Below are 20,000 nucleotides of genomic sequence, written 5' to 3'. Positions count from 1 at the left end.
GCCGCACCAACGACAGGACAAGGATCTGCAAGATTGCGCTGAATGTCAGCTACGCGGGCTGGTCGGCGACCCTTGACCTGCCCCCCGTAAAATCCCTCACCATGAAGTAGCGTCTGCCCAACCTATGTAGGAGCAGAGGAATGCGTAAAAGCCGTTTCACCGAGGCACAAATCATCGGGATGCTCAAAGAGCAGGAAGCCCGGATGCCGACAGCGGAGATGTGGCGCCGGCACGGCCTGAGCCCGGCGACCTTTTACAAGCTGAAGTCCAAGCATGGCGGCACGAAGGTAGGCATCGGAGGACGCGCGGCTGAAGGGCGCTGGAAGATGAGAACGCCAAGTTGAAGCAGCTGCTGGCAGACACGATGCTCGACAATGTGGTTTTGAAAGACTTGCCGGGAGGAAGCTGACGACACCGAAAGAGCGGCGAGAGGCCCCGCCCAGTGCAATGCGGGATCATGACCTCTCGCAGCGCAGGGCCTGCCGGCTTGTCGGAGTCGCCCCCAAGACGGTCCGGCGCGAACGCCCAACCGTCCCGAGATCGGCCAGGAAATGAGGGAGATCTCCATGAGTAACGGGCGACAGTTGGTGATGTCCTGAAGGGTGGCATATCAAGGCGGTGTTCAGGACGCCGTCAATTCTCGGCAGAGAAAAGGAGACGTCACATGTCATTGACTACCATCCAGCAGCTTCCCGAACGATCCGGATTCAGGGCCTGCACATTCACCGATATTATTCGCGAGGGCGCGCGCGAGCTGATCGAGCAGGCACTCCACGCGGAACTGGCGGCGTTGATGGCCGGATTTGGGGACGAGAAGCTTGGGAATGGGGCCCCCGGTTGGTGCGCCATGGGCACCTGCCCGAGCGCGAGGTGATGACCGGTATCGTCCCCGTGCCGGTGAAGGTTCCGCGGGTTCGGGACCGGGGCGCTGTCGAAGACAAGATCAGCTTCACGCCCAGCATCCTGTCGTGTCGCCTACTTCTCATCGATCGCTCACCCCGGCCTTGTGGCCATGTCGTGTCCTTCCCCTGCGCGGGATCGGATCACGCCATCCGGTAGTTCTTCTGTTTCGTTGTAATTGCCCGGATCATGCGGGCCATCTTGCTCGCTAGCGCTACGGCTGCGACCATCCTCGGGGTGCGCGCTACCAGCGCGGCCAACCAGCGGTTCGTGCTGCCGCCCTTGCGGATCACTTGGCGGATCACGCGCATGGCGCCGACGATCCGCAGGCGGATGTCGGTCTGGCCCATCTTGCTGATCGAACCGAGCTTGGTCTGTAAGCGTTTTCTAGGCCGCACCTTCCCAGTTTTCGGCTGAGCTGCGACTCCGCGTCTGACGGAAATTAGCAGGTGAGTTTCGCGATGGCGACTACGGTGGAGTTTCTCAGGGACTATGGGGTGGACATCCGTCCTAACGGGCAGCGCCGCTGGCCGGACGAGGTGAAAGCCCAGATCGTCGCGGAAAGCCTGAAGCCCGGGACGACTGTGAACGCGGTTGCGGCGCGCTATGGGCTTCGGGCGAACCATTTGTCGGAGTGGCGCGGCCGTGCGCGCGATGGTCGGTTGGTTCTGCCTGCGCCGGCAGAGGATGATCTTTGCTTTGCGCCCCTTGTGCTGCGCGCGGAAGAGGTGCCCGCGATGCTGATGGCCCGGGAGCGGTCAAGCCCTGACCCACAGGCCTTGGGTCCGGTGGAGATCGCCATAGGTCAAGTGATCCTCCGGCTGGATGGCGCCACGCCAGCCGGAGGATTGCCGAGATTGTGCGGGCGATCGGGCCCAAGCCATGATGTTTCCGTCCAACCGGGTGCGGGTCTTGGTCGCGACACGGCCCGTCGACTTTCGCAAGGGCCATGACGGCCTGGCGGCGCTGGTGTCGTCGGTTCTGCGCGAGGACCCGTTCACCGGCACGGTGTTTGTGTTCCGGTCGCGCCGCGCGGACCGGTTGAAGATTTTGTATTGGGACGGCACCGGTCTGGTGATGGCCTACAAGCGGCTGGAGGGTGGCAGCTTTACCTGGCCCGCCATCAAAGATGGGTTGATGGCGCTGAAGCATGCCCAATTCGAGGCGTTGTTTTCCGGGTTGGACTGGCGCCGCGTCAAGGCGCTGGAAGCACGTCCACCAGCTGCGCCAGAGTAGATCAACATATTGTTTTAGCGTATTTTTGCTGATGTTTTGTGCTAGTGACAGCCCATGACATCAGCGCCCTCCATCGACCTTTCCGCCATACCTGACGCGCAGCGTGCGGCGGTTCTGGCACTGATGGAAACGATGGCTGCGCTGACGGAAATCACCTGGCGGCAAGAGCACCTGATCGCCGAACTGAACCACGCGCTGCATGGCAAACGGTCGGAAAAGCTGTCTGAGGATGAGCGACAGCTGGCCTTTGAGGACCTGTCCATCGCGCTGGCCGAGGTCGAGGTGCGTAAGGACCATCTGGTCGCCCGCATCGGCGAAACGACCGCGGCCCGACCGGCCCCGAAACGCACCATCGGTAACCTACCAACTGCGCTGCCGCGCATCGAAGAGATCATCGAGCCCGACAGCCTGATCTGTCCCTGCGGCTGCGGTGTCATGCACAAGATTGGCGAAGACCGCACGGAACGGCTGGACAGTGTGCCGGCACAGCTGCGCGTGATCCTCACCGTGCGCCCCAAATATGCCTGCCGGACCTGCACAGACGGGGTGACGCAGGCACCGGCGCCGAGCCACCTGATTATGGGCGGTCTGCCGACCGAGGCGACGCTCGCCCATGTGCTGGTCAGCAAATATGCCGATCACCGTGTGTCCTGAATACCAACATGGAAAGGAGGTATGTAACTGCAAGAGAGATGAGGGCGGGCCCCTCGGGTTCGGCGATCAGGAGCCGGTCCCAAACCACCACAAGCTGCTGTCGTAAAGAGCGATGGTGGTGAGCGTTGTGGAAACGGCGGGGCATGACCCCGTCAGGTGCGATCCAGAGAGACGAGCGAAAGCGAACCGTCGATGAACTGCCGAAAGCGTATGGTTGATGTCAGAACCGGGGGTGGTGGTCGCCCCGGGATGAGTATGGGCGGTGCCCTGAAGTCCGGCCCATGCGGCATCCGGCTCGAAGGCGGCGTGAATCTGGATCAGGCTCTTTTGCGGAACAGGAGAACCTGTCGCCCCGATGCCAAGGGAGACGACCGACCGGGAAGCCCCCGGAAGGTCCAGAGTACCGATGCGGGACACAGGGGCAGAACAGCCCGTAGTAGGGACGAAGGTGCAGTAATGGCGCTGGACCGAAGGGGCTGTGGTGTTCAGCCGCTGCCGCTGGCCAACTGGTAACAGGATGAGCCGGATGACAGAGGCAAAGCCGTTTACGATTGAGAAGAGAGAGGTCTGGGAAGCGTTCCAACATGTGGACGCCAACCAGGGTGCAGCTGGTGTAGATGGGCAGACGCTCGAAAGCTTCGGGGAACGGCTTGGCCCGAACCTTTACAGGCTTTGGAACCGGATGTCCTCTGGCAGCTACATGCCATCGCCGGTACGCCGGGTGGTGATCGCCAAGGCAGATGGGGGCCAACGTCCGTTGGGCATTCCGACGGTCACGGACCGCATCGCGCAGGAGGTCGTCCGGCTTTATCTGGAACCGCTGATGGAACCGGTTTTCCACCCGGATTCCTATGGGTACCGGCCCGGACGCTCCGCCATTGACGCCATCCGGACGGCGCGCCAGCGATGCTGGCGCCATGACTGGGTGTTGGACATGGACATCAAAGGGTTCTTTGATACCATCGATCATGAGCTACTGCTCAGGGCGGTCCGCCATCATACGGATTGTCGCTGGGTGCTGCTCTATATCGAACGGTGGCTGAAGTCACCCGTGATGATGGAGGATGGCAGCCTTGTCCCGCAGGAATGCGGAACGCCACAGGGCGGGGTCATCTCGCCGCTGCTGGCCAATCTGTTCCTGCACTACGCTTTCGACAAATGGATGGATCGGGAGAACCCGCATGTGCCGTTCGAGCGCTATGCGGATGACATCATCTGTCATTGTCGGACGGAAGGCGAAGCACACAGGTTGTGGCGGCAGGTCGAAGACCGGCTCGCTGGCTGTGGCCTGACGCTTCATCCGCAGAAGACAAAGATCGTCTACTGCAAGGATACCAACCGGAAGGGGTCTTTCCCGACGGTTGCTTTCGACTTTCTCGGCTACAGGTTCCATCCCCGGCTGGCGATCTGGCGCGGAGGGTTGTTCGGCGTATCCTACCTTCCGGCGGCCAGCCCCAAGGCCCTCAAGGCGTTCCGGCGCCGGGTGCGCAACTGGGGGTTGCAGCGGCGCAGCGACAAGGGGCTGATCGATCCGGCCCGCATGTTCAATCGGCAGATTGAAGGGTGGATCGGTTACTTCAGGTGCTTCTACAAATCGGCGCTCTATCCGACACTTCGTCTGATCGACGCTCATTTGGCCCGATGGGTGATGCGGAAGTATAAACGCTTCAAGCAACGACCTCGGCAAGCGCGGCTCTGGCTTGCCAGACTCGTGAAATCCACGCCGGGATTGTTCGCCCACTGGTCTTTTCTCTACGCAAATGGCTGAACGCTGGGAGCCGTATGAGCCGAGAGGTTCACGTACGGTTCTGGGAGCGCGTGAGGGTGAAACTCCCTAGCGCGACTCGCTTGCCATTGTATCGCCAGAGCCAGATCCTGGCACGAGCGGGTCTTGATCTGCACCGCGCCGTGCTGGCCGATTGGGTCGGTAAAGCGGCATTCCATCTGAAGCCCGTCGTCGACCGGCTGGCCGAACATCTGAAACGATCCGGCAAGCTGTTCATGGACGAGACAACTGCACCGGTGCTGGATCCGGGGCGCGGGGCAACAAAGACCGGATATCTCTGGGCGTTGGCCCGTGATGACCGGCCATGGTGCGGCGAGGACCCGCCCGACGTGGTTTACTTCTATGCCCCCGGACGTGCCGGCGACAATGCCGAAACCTTCTTGACCGGCTTCGACGGCATCCTGCAGGTCGACGGCTATACCGGCTACAATCGGCTGACCAAACCCTCCCGCAAGAGCGGTGCCCCTCTTCAGATTGCCCATTGCTGGGCGCATGCACGGCGCAAGCTGAAAGAAGTCTTCGACCGCGACGGCTCCGAGATCGCCGCCGAGGGCTTGTGTCGTATCGCCGAAATCCATGCCATTGAGGCCGACATCCGGGGGATGCCGCCCGGCCAACGCCTTTCAGCCCGACAAGCGCGCACAGCACCATTGGTGGCCGCCTTCGGCGACTGGTTGCAGGCCCAACGCCGCAAGATATCCGCCAAATCCCGGCTGGGCGAAAAGCTCACCTATATCCATAATCACTGGAACGGGCTGCAAACTTTCCTGACCGACGGCCGGGTCGAGATCGACAGCAACAGGGTCGAAAATCTGATCCGTCCCATTACCCTCAATCGCAAGAATGCGCTCTTCGCGGGTCACGATGAAGGCGGCATAGCCTGGGGCCGCATCGCGTCTCTGATCGAGACCTGCAAGAGCAACGGCATCGAACCGTTTGCCTATCTCAAGGCAACCCTGACCGCGATTGCAAACGGGCACCCGCAAAGCCGCATCGACGACCTGCTGCCGTGGAACTTCAGGCCGTCAAGCTAAGCTAACCGTGATAGCCAGCGAACGCTTACCTTGGTCTTGCCGCCGCTCGGCCTTGGGTCTCAGCACTCTTGACGGCGACGAACCGCATGGCCGGACGTGAGGCTGCCTCGGCAATAACCTCGGCATCGGCCTTGTCGTTTTTCTGCTGTTTGACAAACGGCTTCACATACGCCGCCGGCATCAGACGCGCCTCATGGCCACGGGACTGCGCGACCCGACCCCAGTGATGCGATGTGGCACAGGCCCCATTGCCACAATGCAAAACGGCTGCTCGACCAAAGGCGTTGCCCGCCGCACTCGTGACAGCGGGTGATTCCATGGAACCGTCCCATCCGCCGCGACCGCGCAGACCTGAAAGCGTCCCTTTGCAAGGTCGATCGCCAACATGCTGATCTTTGGTGTCGAAACTGCAACCTCCTATTGGTTGCCATGCAACCATCATGTGCGACAGAGCGGTGATTTGCACATGGCTGGGTAAGGGGACGCATCTTTATCCGTCGGGCTGGCTACTGGGCGAAAAAACCGTGAATAGTTGTCTGAACCGGATCCATGGGGCTTTTGATCGTGCCGTTCGATTTTGTAACGCTGCAGCTTGTCGTCAATATCGCGCGAATGGGGGCGATCGGGCGCGGCGGGCGGCCATTGGGGCTGTCGGCGACGAATGCCAGTCTGCGCGTCAGGGAGCTGGAAGATGATCTGGGCGTGCAGCTGTTTAACCGGACCACGCGCAAGGTGTCGCTGACGGCCGATGGAGAGGAATTCCTGACCTATGCCAGCCGGATTGTCGATACCGCGATCGAGGCGCGTGCGGCCCTGTCGCAAAAGGCACAGGCGGTTGGCGGAAAGCTGCGGGTTACCGCCTCGGCGACCTTCGGTCAGCGCCATATCGTCCCGTATCTGCCCGAATTCTTCGCGACATTCCCGGATATCAAGCTGGACCTGTTTCTAAGCGACCGGGTGGTGGATATCGTGGATGACGGGTTCAGTGTTGCCTTTCGCATCGGCAGTCTTGCCCCCTCCAGCCTGCTGGCGCGCAAGATCGACGATAACCCCGTCTGGCTGGTCGCCGCGCCGTCTTATCTGGCCCGGCATGGCCAGCCTGAAACGCCACAGGATCTGGCGCGGCATCGCTGCCTGCCCTTGGGTGCGGAAAGGAACTGGACCTTTCGGGACCCCGAAGGGCAGTTTCACGAGGTTCAGCCCGATGGCCCCTTGCGCGTCAATCTGGGTGATTCCCTTGAAAGCATGGCTTTGGCGGGATTGGGGATCGCGCGTGCATCGCTTTGGGCGGCGGGCAAGGATATTCGTGAGGGACGGCTGGTGCCGATCATGCCTAGCTACAAGGTCTGGCCCGAGACCTGCATCTGGGCGGTTCGTCCGCCCGAACCGCGCCTGCACGCCCGCACCCGCGCCTTTGTCGAATTCATGCAGACCCACATCCGGGCGGCAAATCTGCGCGCCTATGGCGATCTGCTGAAGCGCTGATTGTCCCGATATCCGGGACAGTCATTGCCGCACCCGGCAGATGATATCTGCCAGTCCGCTTCCGATCTTTTGTTCAAGGATGACGCGCTGCGGTGCGGTCATCCCGATCACAGACAGCAAGACACAGGATAGGAAGACATGCCCAAGGATATCATCGACGCCGGTCAGACCCGTTATTCGACCAAGGTTTATGATCCGTCCCGCAAGATCAGCGACGACGATATGACCAAACTGCGCGAATTGCTGCGCCTGTCGCCCTCCAGCGTGAACCTGCAGCCGTGGTATTTCGTAATTGCCGAAACGGATGGGGGCAAGTCCCGCGTCGCCAAGGCCACCGACCAAGCCTTTCCTTTCAACTCGCCCAAGATCACGCAGGCTTCGCATGTCGTGGTCTTCGCGACCCGGATCGACGCTGATGATGCCTTTCTTGACGACCTATTGGACCAAGAGGCCCGTGACGGCCGCTTTGACGCCGACCCCGAACAGTTCCGCGCCGACATGGACCGGGGCCGCCGCATGTTCATCGACATCCACCGCAGCCAATTGAAGGATCTGCGCCACTGGATGGACAAGCAGACCTATCTGAACATGGGCCAGCTGCTGATAGGTGCCGCGACACTTGGCATCGACGCGACCCCGATGGAGGGTGTGGATACCGCCGTGCTGGACCGCGAATTCGGCCTGACCGACAAGGGGTATGCGGCGGTCGCGGTCGTATCGCTCGGCTATCACGCCGACAGCGACTTCAACGCGGATCTGCCGAAATCGCGTCTGGCGCAGGATCGAATCCTGGAGACCGTCTGAGGGCCCCGTGGAACGAAATTTCGATGAGGGCGCAGCAAATGGCCCCGATCATTGAAAAGGCCGTCCCGGGCACATTCACCGACTATCTTGCCATCACCACCGATCTGTAAAGGCACGCCATGTCCCAATCATTCCAGGCAGCGGTCATTCGCCAGCAAGGCGGCCCCTTCGCCATCGAAATCGCCCGGGTCAAGGAAATGCGCCCCGACGAGCTGCGCGTCCGCATTGTCGCTACCGGTATGTGTCACACCGACATGATCGCCCGCGATCAGGTCTTTCCCGTGCCCCATCCCATCGTCTTGGGTCACGAAGGGTCGGGTGTGGTCGAGGCAGTCGGTGACAAGGTAACCTCTGTCGTGCCCGGCGATCACGTGGTCCTGACCTTCCTGAACTGCGACCATTGCAGTGCCTGCCACGAAGGACACCCCGCCTTTTGCGAAAACTTCAACCTGCACAACTTCTCGGGTCAGCGGGTTGATGGCAGTCACGCCATCGAGGGCGATGCGGGCGAAGCGCTGCATGATCGCTTTTTCGGGCAATCCTCGTTTGCCCAGACCACCATCGCGCATGAACGCAATGTCATAAAGGTCCGCAAGGACGCGCCGCTGGACCTGCTGGGTCCGCTTGGTTGCGGCATCCAGACGGGCGCGGGAACGGTTTTCAACGCGCTGAAGGTCGCGCCGGGGTCCAGCTTCGTGGCCTTTGGCGGCGGCGCAGTCGGGCTGTCCGGCGTAATGGCCGCTGCGGCCATTGGCGCGACCACGATCATCGCGGTGGATATCGTCCCTTCGCGGCTAAAGCTGGCGAAGGACATCGGTGCAACGCATGTGATCAATTCCAAGGAAGAAGACGCACTGGCTCGCATCCACGAAATCACCGACGGTGGCGCGCATTTCGCGATGGACAGCACCGGTATCCCCGCCCTGATTGCACAGGCGGTTCTGGCCTTGCGCCCGCGCGGCACCGCTGCCGTGGTCGGGGCATCGAAACCTGGCAGCAAGGTCGAGATCGACCTGATTGACCTGATGCAGAACTGCAAACGCCTAATCGGCGTGGTCGAGGGCGACAGCGTGCCCCATGTCCTGATCCCTGCTCTGGTCGATCTGCACATGGCCGGGCGGTTTCCCTTTGACAAGCTGGTGCGCTTTTACCCGCTGGATCGCATCAACGACGCCGCCGAAGACAGCGAAAAAGGCGTCACCCTGAAACCCATCATTCGCATGCCGGAATGAAAGGACAGGCCATGATCCGACATTTCCCATTTTTCGCGGTCCTGGCGACACTTGTCGCGACCAACGGTGCCAGTGCGCATGAGGACGGCCATCACGACACCCCGATGATCAGCCAATACGGCCTGCCGCTGACCCTGATGAACACGATCTACGAAGGTACGATCACCGCCAGAGAAATGAAGAAGCAGGGCACCATCGGCGTCGGTGTGTCGAACCAGTTGAACGGCGAGCTGACTGTCGTCGATGGTGTCGTGTATCAAATTGCCGCCGATGGCACCTCGACCGTCGCGCCCGATGAATTGCAGGCCCCTTATATCTCGATGATCGATTTTCGGCCCGATCGCACCGTCACCATCGCGGATGTTACCTCGTTCAAGGATCTCAGCGACAAGCTTTCCCGGAACTACGGCGCGGTGAACAGCTTCTATGCCTTTCGCGCAACGGGTCTGTTCGATCATGTGAAAATGGCCTCGGCGCATGCTGTCGAGGATGGCGACACCGATTTCTTTGCCTATCTCGACAGTCGTCAGATGTATTCGGTCGACCGGACCGATGGAACGATGGTCGGAATCTTTACGCCGGAATATCTGGCGACCGTGTCGATTCCGGGCCTGCACTTCCATTTTCAGACGGCCGACAACAAGACCGGCGGCCATGTCGAGGATGTGCGCTTTGACAGTATGGTTTTCGAGGTGCAGCAATTGGATCGGATCGACGTGTCGCTGCCGATGGTGGACGAATTCCGGACCGAACCGATGCAGATGATCGCCCCACCTTCAGGTGCCGGTGCCGGCGGGGCCGAGTAGGCTGTGTTTCAGACTGCGGGGGTGGCCGTATCGCCCCGGCGCATCACCACGAGGAGCGAATGATGACGACCGATCTTGAACGCAACAGGGCCAATGCGATGGCCTTCTATGACCTGATGTTCAACCAGTGCCGCCCCCGCGACGCGATCGAACGTTATGCCGGGGACACCTATATTCAGCACAACCCCCATGTCGGCGACGGCAAGGAAGCTTTCATCGACTATTTCGAACGCATGGCCGCCGAATATCCCGGAAAATCCGTCAGTTTCAAGCGCAGCATCGCCGAAGGCGATCTGGTCGTGCTGCATTGCCACCAGCTATGGCCCGGCAGCGATGATTACGCAGGCATCGACATTTTCCGCTTTGACGCGAATGGCAAGGTCGTCGAACATTGGGACGTGTTGCAGGTCATCACCGATCAATCGAAAAATGACAACGGCCTGTTCTAGCCCGGTATCTGGCGGCGTCTTTCGCAAAGAGCGCGGCTGAACCGCGCATCACCCGGAGTGGCGCGGATCTGGAGGATTTCGGGTTCGCGCTGCCGGCCCTGATTCTATCGTGACGCGCCAAGCGCCACGGTGGTTTCCGTATCGTGATCATAATATTGCCTCAAAAACAATCACGTTCCAAGATTGCTTTGTATCTATCTGAAAAAATTAAACAATAACTTCTGATAGATCGTGCTTCTGGCCCATTTCTGTCGTTGATGATCTTGGTTTCTCAGCCCTGAAGAAAGTTTTTTCTTGCCGGAACGGAATTTTCGTGCAGCCTTGTGAACTAGTTTACTAAACCGGTTCACAAGATCGCGCGAAGCTGTTCTGACGCAGGCAAGGAGATGATCGGATGGCGAATCTTCAAGACGTTGCGAAAGCGGCCGGTGTCTCGAAAACAACGGTGTCGCGTTTCCTGAACGGTTCGCTCGAGTTGCCGGACAGGACCGTTCAGCAGATCGAAACTGCCATCCGCGCGTTGAACTATGTTCCCAATCCCCATGCCCGCCGCCTCAGTCTGGGCAGGTCGGATACGGTGGCGTTGGTGGTTCCCGACATCGCCACCCCGTTTTTTGCGACATTCGTGTCTGCCGTCGAAGAGGCGGCCGATGCGCGGGGCCTGACGCTGGCGTTGCATGCGACGCTGAACCGCTCCCGACGAGAGATGAAATATCTGGACTTCATTGCGCATGGACATGCGGATGGCTTGATTTTCGTGACCAACCACGCAAGCGATGCCGCTGTGGCAGCCAAGATCAACGCGGCAGGGCGTTGTGTTGTCGTGGATGAGGATGTGGTCGGCGCCGAAGTGCCGAAGCTGTTTTGCGACAATCTGCAGGGTGGCGCACTGGCGGGGCGGCACTTGGCCGAAGCCGGGCATCGTCACGTGTTGTTTGTCGGTGGGGTCGAGGAAATGATCAGCGGCGCGCGCAGGTATCAGGGTTTTCGGCGCGGGTTTGAACAATGTGCAGGCCCGCAGGCAAGAATAGATCGTATCTGCGGCCAGTATACCTATGAGGCCGGACATGCGGCGGCACGGCGTTTTTTGCAAAGCGATCCGCGACCGACCGCCATTTTCGCAAGTTCGGATGAGCTGGCCATCGGTACGTTGGAAGTTCTGCGCGAGGCCGGGGTGTCGGTGCCACGAGAAGTGTCGCTGATCGGGTTTGACGATGTGGGGCCACTGCATTTGTTCGCACCGGCCATAACGGCTGTGCGTCAGCCCGTTCGCGATCTGGGTCGCCGCGCGCTGGAACTGGTTTTCGATTCCGACTGGAAGGACCGTGAAAAGCTCCATTCAGAAGAGCTGTTGCCGGTCAGGCTGATTGCGCGGGAATCCGTTGCCCCGCCGATCAGGACAACGTGAAACGCAACGCCAACAGAGAGGAAACACCAATGAAAAAATCATATACCGGCGTCATGGGCGCACTTTTGGCTTCGGGCATTGTGGCGCATGCGCTGCCCGCATTTGCCCAGGAGGACAAGACATTCGCCCTGGTTCAGATCAATCAACAAGCGCTTTTCTTCAACGAGATGAACCGCGGGGCCACCGAAGCGGCCGAAAAGGCCGGCGTCAATCTGGTGATTTTCAACGCCAATAATGACAGCGCGCAGCAAAACAGCGCCATCGAGACCTATATTCAGGAAGGCGTCGACGGGATTGCGGTTGTCGCAATCGATGTGAATGGCATCATGCCTGCGGTCGAACAAGCGGACGCTGCCGGCATCCCGGTTGTTGCCATTGACGCGATACTGCCCGAGGACGGGCCGCAAAAAGCCCAGATCGGCGTCGATAATGCGCAGGCCGGTGCCGATCTGGCCGGCTGGGTCAACAGCCACACGGATGGCGATGTGAAGATGGGGGTTGTCGGTGCGCTGAATTCCTACATCCAGAATGTTCGCAAGGACGGTTTTGTCGATGCACTTGGCGACAACGTTACGGTCGTGAACACCGTCGATGGTCAGAATGTTCAGGATGTCGCGCTCGGCGCGGCGGAAAATCTGATCACGGCCAACCCCGATCTGGGGGCCATCTATGCCACCGGCGAGCCGGCCTTGATGGGGGCGATTGCCGCCGTTTCCAGTCAGGGCAAGCAAGATAGCCTTGCCGTATACGGTTGGGATCTGACGGCGCAGGCCATCGACGCCATTGACGACGGCTATGTCAAGGCGGTGATCCAGCAGGATCCGGCACAGATGGGTGCGTCGGCTGTCGATGCGCTGATGATGCTGGCCGGAGGCGATGAGGTCGAACGGGAAATCTCTGTTCCCGTCACCATCGTTACCCAGGACAATGTCGACGATTTCCGGTCGCTGTTCGAATGATGGTGTCCGATATTGTCCAAGAAGGAGGGGGGGCTGTCCCCCCTTCGCCACCGATCCTGCGGCTCAAGGGGATCGAGATCACCTTTGGATCGAACCAGGCATTGCGTGGCGTCGATCTGGATATCCGTGCGGGCGAATGTCTGGGGCTGATCGGCGACAACGCCGCTGGCAAGTCCACGCTGTCCAAGGTGATGTCGGGCACCTATGTGCCGGATGCGGGAATGATCGAACTGGATGGGCGGCCGGTGCGCTTCGCTACACCAGCTCAGGCCCGGGACCTGCAAATCGAAATGGTCTATCAGGATCTGTCGCTTTGTGACCACATCGATGTCGTGGGCAATTTGTTCCTTGGCCGTGAATTGAAACGGGGGCCATTTCTGGATCAGCCCCGCATGCTGCAAGAAGCAGAGGCGATGCTGGCTGCATTGGAAATTCGCATTCCCCGATTGACGGCCAAGGTGGAAAAGCTCTCGGGTGGCCAGCGACAGGCCATCGCCATCGCACGCGCGGCCAGTTTCCAGCCCAAGGTGCTGTTGATGGACGAACCGACATCGGCACTGGCCGTGGCCGAGGTCGAGGCCGTTCTGGAACTGATCAACCGGGTCAAGGCGCGGGGTGTCGCTGTCGTGCTGGTCACGCACCGGATGCAGGATCTGTTTCGGGTCTGCGACCGTATCGCCGTGATGTATGAGGGAACCAAGGTCGCCGAGCGCCGGACCGAAGACACGAATCTTCAGGAACTGGTGGACCTGATTGTTGGCAAAGGGGGGCACTGATGGTCACCTATACCGAACGCCAGGCGGGATCGAAGCTTGCCGATTTCGTGGCTGATCACGCGCAGGTTCTGTCGATTGCGCTGTTTTTCATCGCCTGCCTGATCTTTTTTGGCTCGACGACCTCGACCTTTCTGATGCCCGGCAATCTTCTGAACGTGCTTCGTCAGGCGGCACCAATCCTTGTGGTTGCGGTTGCAATGACGCTGGTGATTACGACTGCGGGGATCGACCTGTCTGTCGGTTCAATGGTTGCGCTGATCAATGCCTTGGCTGCGCTGACCATGGCGGCCGGGCTGGGATGGGTCTTGACGGTGCCGCTGATGCTGATCGCGGGGGCGCTGATCGGCGCGGTCCAAGGCTGGTTCATTTCGTATCAGAAGATTCCGGCATTCATCGTGACATTGGCCGGGCTGTCGATTTTGCGCGGCGCGGCGCTGTATCTGACCGAAGGCTATTCCATTCCGATACGCGATGCTGCGGGGTTTTTCTGGTTGGGTCGCGGAACATTTGCCGGTGTGCCGGTGCCTGCGTTGATTTCGATACTGGTCGCGATGCTTGGCTTTGTCGTCATGGCGCGCACGCAATATGGCAGGCAGGTGATCGCTGTCGGTTCGAACATGGAGGCCGCACGCCGCGTGGGGATGCCGGCCAAGCGGGTGCTGGCGTCGGTTTATGTCGTCTCGGGGGTGGCTTCTGCCCTGGCGGCGATATTGATCGCGGCGCGATTGGGGTCGGGGTCATCAAACGCCGCACAAGGGTTCGAGCTGCAGGTCATTGCCGCCGTGGTGCTGGGCGGGACGTCACTTATGGGCGGCAAGGCGTCCATGCTGGGGACCGTGTTAGGCACCATGACAATCGCCGTGATCGGGAACGGTCTGATCCTGATGCATATCTCGCCGTTCTTTACGCAAATCGTGACAGGAACGATCATCCTGATCGCGATCTGGATGAACACGCGGCTGTTTGACCGGCCGTGGAAGCTGCGCAGAAAGTCGGCATCATGACAGAGCTTTCCCTCTGCCATGTGCATTCAGGATCCGTGATGACGGTGGACGGCCCCGTAACGTCCGATCAGCTGGGGCATACCCTGATGCACGAACATCTGCAGAATGATTGTTCGTGTTGGTGGCATGAACCGGAACCGGATCGGGCCTGGCTGGCCGATGCGCCGATCACCCCATCCATCTTGTCGGAGTTGCGGCAGGATCCCTTCGTGAACCGGCACAATATTGCCCTGAACGAGATGGACACCGCGATAGACGAGGTGCGCGCCTTTGCCTCGTTGGGGGGGCGCAGCATTGTCGACCCTACATGCCGGGGTATCGGGCGCTCACCAACAAAGCTGCGCCGGATCGCCGCAGAAACCGGCGTGCAGATTGTCATGGGTTCCGGATATTATCTGGCATCGTCGATGCCGTCGGAAATATCCGGCATGTCGGTCGATGACATCGCCGATCAGATCGTCGACGAGGCGCTGAACGGCGTGGACGGCACCGATGCCAGGATCGGGCTGATCGGCGAGATCGGTGTTTCCGCCGAATTTACAACGGAAGAGGAAAGATCGCTGCGTGGCGCCGCGCAGGCCCAACGACGTACCGGCTTGCCTTTGATGGTGCATTTACCGGGCTGGTTCAGGCTGGGCCATCGTGTGTTGGACATCGTGGAATCAGAGGGGGCCGATCTGCGTCATACGGTTCTTTGCCACATGAACCCGTCGCATATGGATGCCGTCTATCAGGCGACATTGGCACAACGTGGCGCGTTCATTGAATTCGACATGATCGGCATGGATTTCTTTTATGCAGATCAAGGGGTTCAGTGCCCTTCAGACGATCAGGTTGCGGTGGCGATCCTTGGAATGATCAGCGCCGGATACGGCGACCGCATTCTGTTGAGCCACGACGTTTTCATCAAGATGATGCTGACCCGCTATGGCGGCAATGGCTATGGCTTCGTGACAAAACACTTTCTGCCCCGTCTGATCCGTCACGGCATGGATCCGGCATTTTGCGAAACATTGATGGTGACAAACCCGCGACGGGTCTTTGACGCCACGATCTGAATTATCTGAAAGGAAAAGACATGAACACCAAGGTCTTGTTGGTGGGGGAAAGCTGGACGACCTCTGAAACGCACTTCAAGGGGTTCGACCAGTTCGGATCGGTGCATTTTCACACGGGGGCAACGCCGCTGCTGAATGCGCTGAAGGGCAGCGCGTTCGATGTGGATTACATGACCGCGCATGAGGCCGCCGAAGGATTCCCTTTTGAGAAAGAAGGGTTGGCGAAATACGATATCATCATTCTGTCGGATATTGGTGCCAACACGTTCCTGTTGCCACCCGATGTCTGGCTGCGGTCGAGAACCGTGCCGAACCGGCTGAGAATGCTGAAAGAGTGGGTGTCCGAAGGCGGCAACCTGATCATGATGGGGGGGTATTTCTCGTTTCAGGGGATCGATGGCAAGGCGCGCTGGCGCAAGACGGCGGTTGAAGATGTCTTGCCCGTCACTTGCCTGCCCTGGGATGACAGGGTTGAAATCCCCGAAGGTGCCATCGCCGATCTGTTGATCGCCGATCATCCGACCCTGGAGGGGGTCGAAGGCGAGTGGCCGCCAATTCTGGGGGTCAATGAAGTCGAGGCACGTGAGGGCGCGACGGTGGTTGCGCGCCTTCCCCAGGATCAGGGGGGGCATCCCTTGCTTGTGGTGGGGCAGCACGGCAAAGGTCGAACGGCCGCATGGACCTCGGATATCGGGCCGCATTGGCTGTCGCCTGAATTCTGCGCGTGGCCCGGTTACAAGAGGCTGTGGGAAAATGTATTGGGCTGGCTTGTTGCGCGCTGAATGTCCCAGATGCGAGGCGCGCAATTCCGCGCGCCTCGCCTGCATTCGTGGGGATGGTATTGACGTGTTGCGCGCGCCGAACCGCGCTGGCCGGGCGGGTTACATCGCAAGGATCGCGGCCATTTCCGCGCGGTCGGGAAATGCCGTGACGGTGCCGGGGCGGCCGACGGTATGGGCCGCGGCGCGTGATGCGTGGTCCAGTGCGCGGGCATCAAGTGCCGTGCGTCGCAGGGCCGCAGATGCCAGCGCAACCGCCATGAAGCAATCCCCCGCGCCGGTTGTATCCACCACATCGCAAGGATGCGCCGGGGCATCGATCCTTCCCGTGGCATCGATCAGGGCCGCGCCCGCATCACCAAGGGTCAGGACGACCCGTTCGACCCCGGCTTCCCGCAATGCGGCGATGCCGCCCAGTGCTTCGGCCTCGCCTTCATTGACGAATGCCGTATGCACCAGGCCCCAGAGTGGTGCGAAACCATCTTGCAAGGGCGAGGGGTTCAGCGCGCTTTGCATTCCGCGCGTCTGCGCCATCTCTAGCGCCGCCTGGTTTGCCGCCAGGGTCAGGTTGCCCTGCAAGACCAGCAGATCACCGGGCTGCGCAGGCGCAAGGGCCCGGCGCACCTGGTCCGGTGTCAAGGACGTTGCCGCCTCGCGCGTCGTAATGATGGCGTTTTCATCGCCCGTCATGAGGATCGTCGAGAAATCGGTGCCGACATCCGCGATGCTGACCAGATCGGCGGCAACGGGTTCCGATGCCAGCCGCGCGGCAATTTCCCGGCCGCGGCCATCGGCACCAACCGCTGCTGTCAATGTACAATCAAGACCCGTGCGCGCCAGGGCAACGGCCTGGTTCAGGCCCTTTCCACCGAGGTCGCGCGACATCAAACGACCAAAGATCGATGCGCCGGGTTGGGGAAAATCCGTGATCGACAAGGTTTCGTCCAGTGCGGCATTGCCGATGACGAACACTCTCATGATGCGATCTCCTTCCAGCCGCGCAACCGAATTCCCTGTTTCGAAAGGACGTGACCAATGCAGCTAATATCGGACCGCACCTCTGGTGTGATAAAGGAAATTTTCCAACGAGACAAGGCACTTATCGGTATGATCCATTGCCCGGCCTTCCCCGGGTCGCCACGCTATCAGGGTGCAGATATGGATGATATCATTGACGCCTGTATGCGCGATGCCGAGCGATTGATCGAAGGGGGAATCCATGGGTTGATCGTGGAAAATCATGGCGATGTTCCCTTTTCGAAGCCAGATGATATTGGCTATGAAACCCCGGCCTGCATGGCGGTGGTCACGGATCGTATCCGAAAGGCCTTCGGCGTACCGTTGGGGATTTCGGTATTGGCCAATGCGGCCCTGCCTGCGCTGGCGACGGCTGTTGCGGGTGGCGCCCAGTTCATTCGCGTCAACCAATGGGCCAATGCCTATGTCGCCAATGAGGGCTTCATGGAGGGGCGCGCCGCAGAGGCCATGCGCTATCGGTCACTTTTGCGCGCAGAACGGGTCAGGATTTTCACCGACGCGCATGTCAAACATGGTGCGCATGCAATCACGGCTGACAGGTCGATCCCAGAATTGACGCGGGATCTGGCATTCTTTGACAGTGACTGCATCATCGCTACCGGTCAGCGCACGGGAAATGCCGCGACCGAATCCGAAATACGCGAGATCAAAGAGGCGACGCATCTGCCACTGTTGGTGGGTTCCGGGGTCAGTGAAGACAATATCGTTCAGATCCTGCGTCTGACCGATGGCGTGATCGTGGCGTCTTCGCTGAAAGAGGGCGGAGTCTGGTGGAATCCGGTTGATCCAGAGCGGGTGCGTCGTTTCGTGGACGCGGCGCAGGAGGGGCTAGGTGACTAAGTCGCAGCGGCCCCAGCTTACTGCGCGTATGTTGACGCAGGAAGCCGTCAGTTTCGAGGCCATGATCGAACATCGCTTTGTTCGCGACATCGAGGCCGATTCTCTGCCCGCGCCGGTTTTTGACCGCTACTTGTTGATCGAGGGCGCGTTTGTCGAAACAGCCATCGCGATATTCGGGTATGCGGTGGCCAGATCGGAGGATCTGGCCGACCGGCGCAAGCTGATTGCGTCGCTGGACGCGCTGGCCAATCAGCAGATGCCCTATTTCGAGATGGCATATGAGATGCGCGGGCTGTCGCCCGACCCTGACCTGCAGTCTGATCCCCGTGTCGCCGCCTTTCGCGACGGGATGTTGGACATCGCGCGGCATGGTAGCTTCGCCGAGATCCTGACGGCGATGTTTGCGGCGGAATGGATGTATTGGACATGGTGCCGGCGCGCGGCGCAGGCGAGCATTTCTGATCCGATGTTGGCCGATTGGGTGGGTTTGCATGCGGATGCGGGTTTTGCCGCCCAAGCGCAATGGTTGCGGGATCGGCTGGATAGGCTTGGGCATGACATGGACGACGCGGCACAAGATGCTGCCGTGACCGTCTTTGGTCATGTCCAGCGGTTGGAGATTGCCTTTCACGACGCGGCTTACGGACCGGACCAGTCAGAGATCAGCGCGCCATAAAGGCGGGTCGCCTGTTTCAGGCGGGAGACCAGCACATATTCATCGGTGCTGTGGGGCTGATCGACTGATCCGGGACCAAGGATCATCACGGGCGGGTTGCCCATTGCCGGTTTCAGGATGGACGCATCGGTGAAGTAATTGGCGCAAAGCGGGCCTGCCGCCGCGCCTGTCAATCTGCCCAACAGTTCCGATGCACGGGAAAACCAGCGCTGACCGGGCTCGGTCCAGACCGCGCCCAGATCCAGTAATGGTTCGATCGTGATGCCGGGGTCGCACAGATCCTGCACGCCCTTGGTCAGCACTTCATGCGACACGCCTGTCACTGATCGCAAATCAATGCACAGCTCGCACAGGTCGGGAACCGAATTGACGTTGATGCCGGCGTGCAGGGTTCCCAGATTGCTGGTTGCACGACCCATCAGCGGATGTTGGAAATTCGGGTCATGCTGGGCCAGTCTGGCCAATGTCGGCGCCATCAGCGCGATAGCGTTATGGCCCAGTTCCGGCGTGGCGCCATGCGCGGTCTGCCCTATGGCCGACAACTTTAGCCACAACACGCCCTTGTGGCCTGCCAAAGGCCGGTTGTCGGTCGATTCTCCGACGATCAGCGCCCCTGCTTGCGGCAGGTTTCCTGATTGCGCCAGCCATCGCGCACCGTCGCAGCCGGTTTCTTCGCCGGCTGTCAGAATGACGCCAATGCGATCCGCGTCCGGTCGCTGCGCGGCAGCGCAAAGAAATGCCGCGATTCCGCCCTTCATGTCGCTGCTGCCGCGTCCGTAAAGGCGATCGCCGTCCACCTGTCCGCCATGCGGGGATTTGCGCCAAGGCGCAAGCCCCAGCGGCACGGTGTCAAGATGGCCGCTGAACCACAGGCCCTGATCCGCACCCGTGCCTCGGGTGGCGATCAGGCTGGCACGGTTCTGGTCATGATCAACCAGCTTTACCTCGAACCCGATGTCACGAAGCAGTTCTGCACAGAATTGCATTGCATCCTTTTCGCGACCGGGCGGATTGATCGTGTCGAATGCCAACAATCGTCGTGTCAGCTGAATGACGTCGAGTTCGGGCATGATCAG

At 60.3% G+C, this 20,000-nt stretch carries 19 protein-coding genes and 5 pseudogenes; 20 read left to right on the top strand and 4 right to left on the bottom strand.

Annotated elements, in window-relative coordinates; all coding sequences use genetic code 11:
• Window positions 1-140: 140 nt before the first annotated feature.
• Together PAF17_RS02255 and PAF17_RS02250 are read left to right on the top strand one after the other, a co-directional pair.
• Window positions 141-531: pseudogene (locus PAF17_RS02255) on the top strand (transposase); the annotation flags it as partial.
• A gap of 133 nt (window positions 532-664) precedes the next feature.
• Window positions 665-924 (top strand): annotated as a pseudogene (locus PAF17_RS02250) (IS256 family transposase); the annotation flags it as partial.
• 119 nt (window positions 925-1,043) lie between these two features.
• Here PAF17_RS02250 and PAF17_RS02245 read toward each other — a convergent pair.
• A complete protein-coding gene (locus PAF17_RS02245) occupies window positions 1,044-1,250 on the bottom strand; it encodes a hypothetical protein (protein ID WP_271887456.1) in 207 nt (68 codons plus the stop codon).
• A 111-nt stretch (window positions 1,251-1,361) separates the two neighbouring features.
• Here PAF17_RS02245 and PAF17_RS02240 point away from each other — a divergent pair, with 111 nt between their 5' ends.
• The 5 genes and pseudogenes from PAF17_RS02240 to tnpC form a co-directional block, all read left to right on the top strand.
• Window positions 1,362-1,853 carry a transposase gene (locus PAF17_RS02240; protein WP_271887455.1) on the top strand — a complete coding sequence of 164 codons (492 nt, stop codon included), beginning with the start codon at window positions 1,362-1,364 and terminating at the stop codon, window positions 1,851-1,853.
• Window positions 1,783-2,136, top strand: coding sequence for an IS66 family insertion sequence element accessory protein TnpB (tnpB, locus tag PAF17_RS02235; RefSeq protein WP_271887454.1), 354 nt, complete (start codon window positions 1,783-1,785; stop codon window positions 2,134-2,136). Before PAF17_RS02240 ends, tnpB begins: the two co-directional genes overlap by 71 nt.
• 123 nt (window positions 2,137-2,259) lie before the next feature.
• Window positions 2,260-2,778: pseudogene (locus PAF17_RS02230) on the top strand (IS66 family transposase zinc-finger binding domain-containing protein); the annotation flags it as partial.
• Between the two features lie 538 nt (window positions 2,779-3,316).
• Window positions 3,317-4,558 carry a group II intron reverse transcriptase/maturase gene (ltrA, locus tag PAF17_RS02225; RefSeq protein WP_271887453.1) on the top strand — a complete coding sequence of 414 codons (1,242 nt, stop codon included), beginning with the start codon at window positions 3,317-3,319 and terminating at the stop codon, window positions 4,556-4,558.
• 71 nt (window positions 4,559-4,629) lie between these two features.
• Window positions 4,630-5,610: pseudogene (tnpC, locus tag PAF17_RS02220) on the top strand (IS66 family transposase); the annotation flags it as partial.
• A gap of 43 nt (window positions 5,611-5,653) precedes the next feature.
• On the opposite strand, the pseudogene PAF17_RS02215 reads toward tnpC, so the two are convergent.
• Window positions 5,654-5,997: pseudogene (locus PAF17_RS02215) on the bottom strand (IS110 family transposase); the annotation flags it as partial.
• 177 nt (window positions 5,998-6,174) lie between these two features.
• Between PAF17_RS02215 and PAF17_RS02210 the strand changes: the two are divergent.
• From PAF17_RS02210 to PAF17_RS02160, 11 genes are all read left to right on the top strand, one after another.
• On the top strand, window positions 6,175-7,095 hold the full coding sequence (locus PAF17_RS02210) for a LysR family transcriptional regulator (protein ID WP_271887452.1): 921 nt from the start codon (window positions 6,175-6,177) through the stop codon (window positions 7,093-7,095).
• 138 nt (window positions 7,096-7,233) lie between these two features.
• Window positions 7,234-7,899, top strand: coding sequence for an oxygen-insensitive NAD(P)H nitroreductase (nfsB, locus tag PAF17_RS02205; RefSeq protein WP_271887451.1), 666 nt, complete (start codon window positions 7,234-7,236; stop codon window positions 7,897-7,899).
• Between the two features lie 119 nt (window positions 7,900-8,018).
• The gene (locus PAF17_RS02200; protein WP_271887450.1) at window positions 8,019-9,131 is read left to right on the top strand and encodes an NAD(P)-dependent alcohol dehydrogenase; all 1,113 of its coding nucleotides are present in this window, start codon (window positions 8,019-8,021) and stop codon (window positions 9,129-9,131) included.
• Window positions 9,132-9,142: 11 nt separating this feature from the next.
• A complete protein-coding gene (locus tag PAF17_RS02195; RefSeq protein WP_271887449.1) occupies window positions 9,143-9,937 on the top strand; it encodes an acetolactate decarboxylase in 795 nt (264 codons plus the stop codon).
• Between the two features lie 62 nt (window positions 9,938-9,999).
• Window positions 10,000-10,386: a nuclear transport factor 2 family protein gene (locus PAF17_RS02190; protein ID WP_271887448.1), complete on the top strand. Its 387-nt coding sequence runs from the start codon at window positions 10,000-10,002 to the stop codon at window positions 10,384-10,386.
• Window positions 10,387-10,780: 394 nt separating this feature from the next.
• Complete coding sequence (locus tag PAF17_RS02185; protein WP_271887447.1) at window positions 10,781-11,794, top strand: LacI family DNA-binding transcriptional regulator; 1,014 nt, start codon at window positions 10,781-10,783, stop codon at window positions 11,792-11,794.
• A 29-nt stretch (window positions 11,795-11,823) separates the two neighbouring features.
• Window positions 11,824-12,753, top strand: coding sequence for a substrate-binding domain-containing protein (locus PAF17_RS02180; RefSeq protein ID WP_271887446.1), 930 nt, complete (start codon window positions 11,824-11,826; stop codon window positions 12,751-12,753).
• 2 nt (window positions 12,754-12,755) lie between these two features.
• Window positions 12,756-13,529 (top strand): ATP-binding cassette domain-containing protein, encoded by a 774-nt coding sequence (locus PAF17_RS02175; RefSeq protein ID WP_271887445.1) that lies wholly within the window; start codon window positions 12,756-12,758, stop codon window positions 13,527-13,529.
• Window positions 13,529-14,533: an ABC transporter permease gene (locus PAF17_RS02170; RefSeq protein ID WP_271887444.1), complete on the top strand. Its 1,005-nt coding sequence runs from the start codon at window positions 13,529-13,531 to the stop codon at window positions 14,531-14,533. The genes PAF17_RS02175 and PAF17_RS02170 overlap by 1 nt, the downstream gene beginning before the upstream one ends.
• A gap of 38 nt (window positions 14,534-14,571) precedes the next feature.
• Window positions 14,572-15,591 carry a phosphotriesterase family protein gene (locus PAF17_RS02165; RefSeq protein WP_271887443.1) on the top strand — a complete coding sequence of 340 codons (1,020 nt, stop codon included), beginning with the start codon at window positions 14,572-14,574 and terminating at the stop codon, window positions 15,589-15,591.
• A 20-nt stretch (window positions 15,592-15,611) separates the two neighbouring features.
• Window positions 15,612-16,373: a glutamine amidotransferase gene (locus tag PAF17_RS02160; RefSeq protein WP_271887442.1), complete on the top strand. Its 762-nt coding sequence runs from the start codon at window positions 15,612-15,614 to the stop codon at window positions 16,371-16,373.
• Window positions 16,374-16,472: 99 nt separating this feature from the next.
• Here the strand turns inward: PAF17_RS02160 and PAF17_RS02155 are convergent, their stop codons facing one another.
• Entirely contained in the window at window positions 16,473-17,348 is an 876-nt protein-coding gene (locus PAF17_RS02155; protein WP_271887441.1) for a ribokinase, read from the bottom strand.
• A 57-nt stretch (window positions 17,349-17,405) separates the two neighbouring features.
• On the opposite strand from PAF17_RS02155, the gene PAF17_RS02150 reads away from it, so the two are divergent.
• Both PAF17_RS02150 and PAF17_RS02145 read left to right on the top strand, forming a co-directional pair.
• Window positions 17,406-18,248, top strand: coding sequence for a BtpA/SgcQ family protein (locus PAF17_RS02150; protein ID WP_271887440.1), 843 nt, complete (start codon window positions 17,406-17,408; stop codon window positions 18,246-18,248).
• Window positions 18,241-18,924 (top strand): TenA family protein, encoded by a 684-nt coding sequence (locus tag PAF17_RS02145; protein WP_271887439.1) that lies wholly within the window; start codon window positions 18,241-18,243, stop codon window positions 18,922-18,924. The genes PAF17_RS02150 and PAF17_RS02145 overlap by 8 nt, the downstream gene beginning before the upstream one ends.
• Here PAF17_RS02145 and PAF17_RS02140 read toward each other — a convergent pair.
• Entirely contained in the window at window positions 18,888-19,994 is a 1,107-nt protein-coding gene (locus tag PAF17_RS02140; RefSeq protein WP_271887438.1) for a M20 family metallopeptidase, read from the bottom strand. The genes PAF17_RS02145 and PAF17_RS02140 overlap by 37 nt on opposite strands.
• Between the last annotated feature and the right edge of the window lie 6 nt (window positions 19,995-20,000).

The organism is Paracoccus onchidii, from assembly GCF_028294535.1.
Classification (GTDB): domain Bacteria; phylum Pseudomonadota; class Alphaproteobacteria; order Rhodobacterales; family Rhodobacteraceae; genus Paracoccus; species Paracoccus onchidii.
Note: the sequence above shows the minus strand (reverse complement) of the source record. Positions and strands in the feature narration are given on the sequence as shown.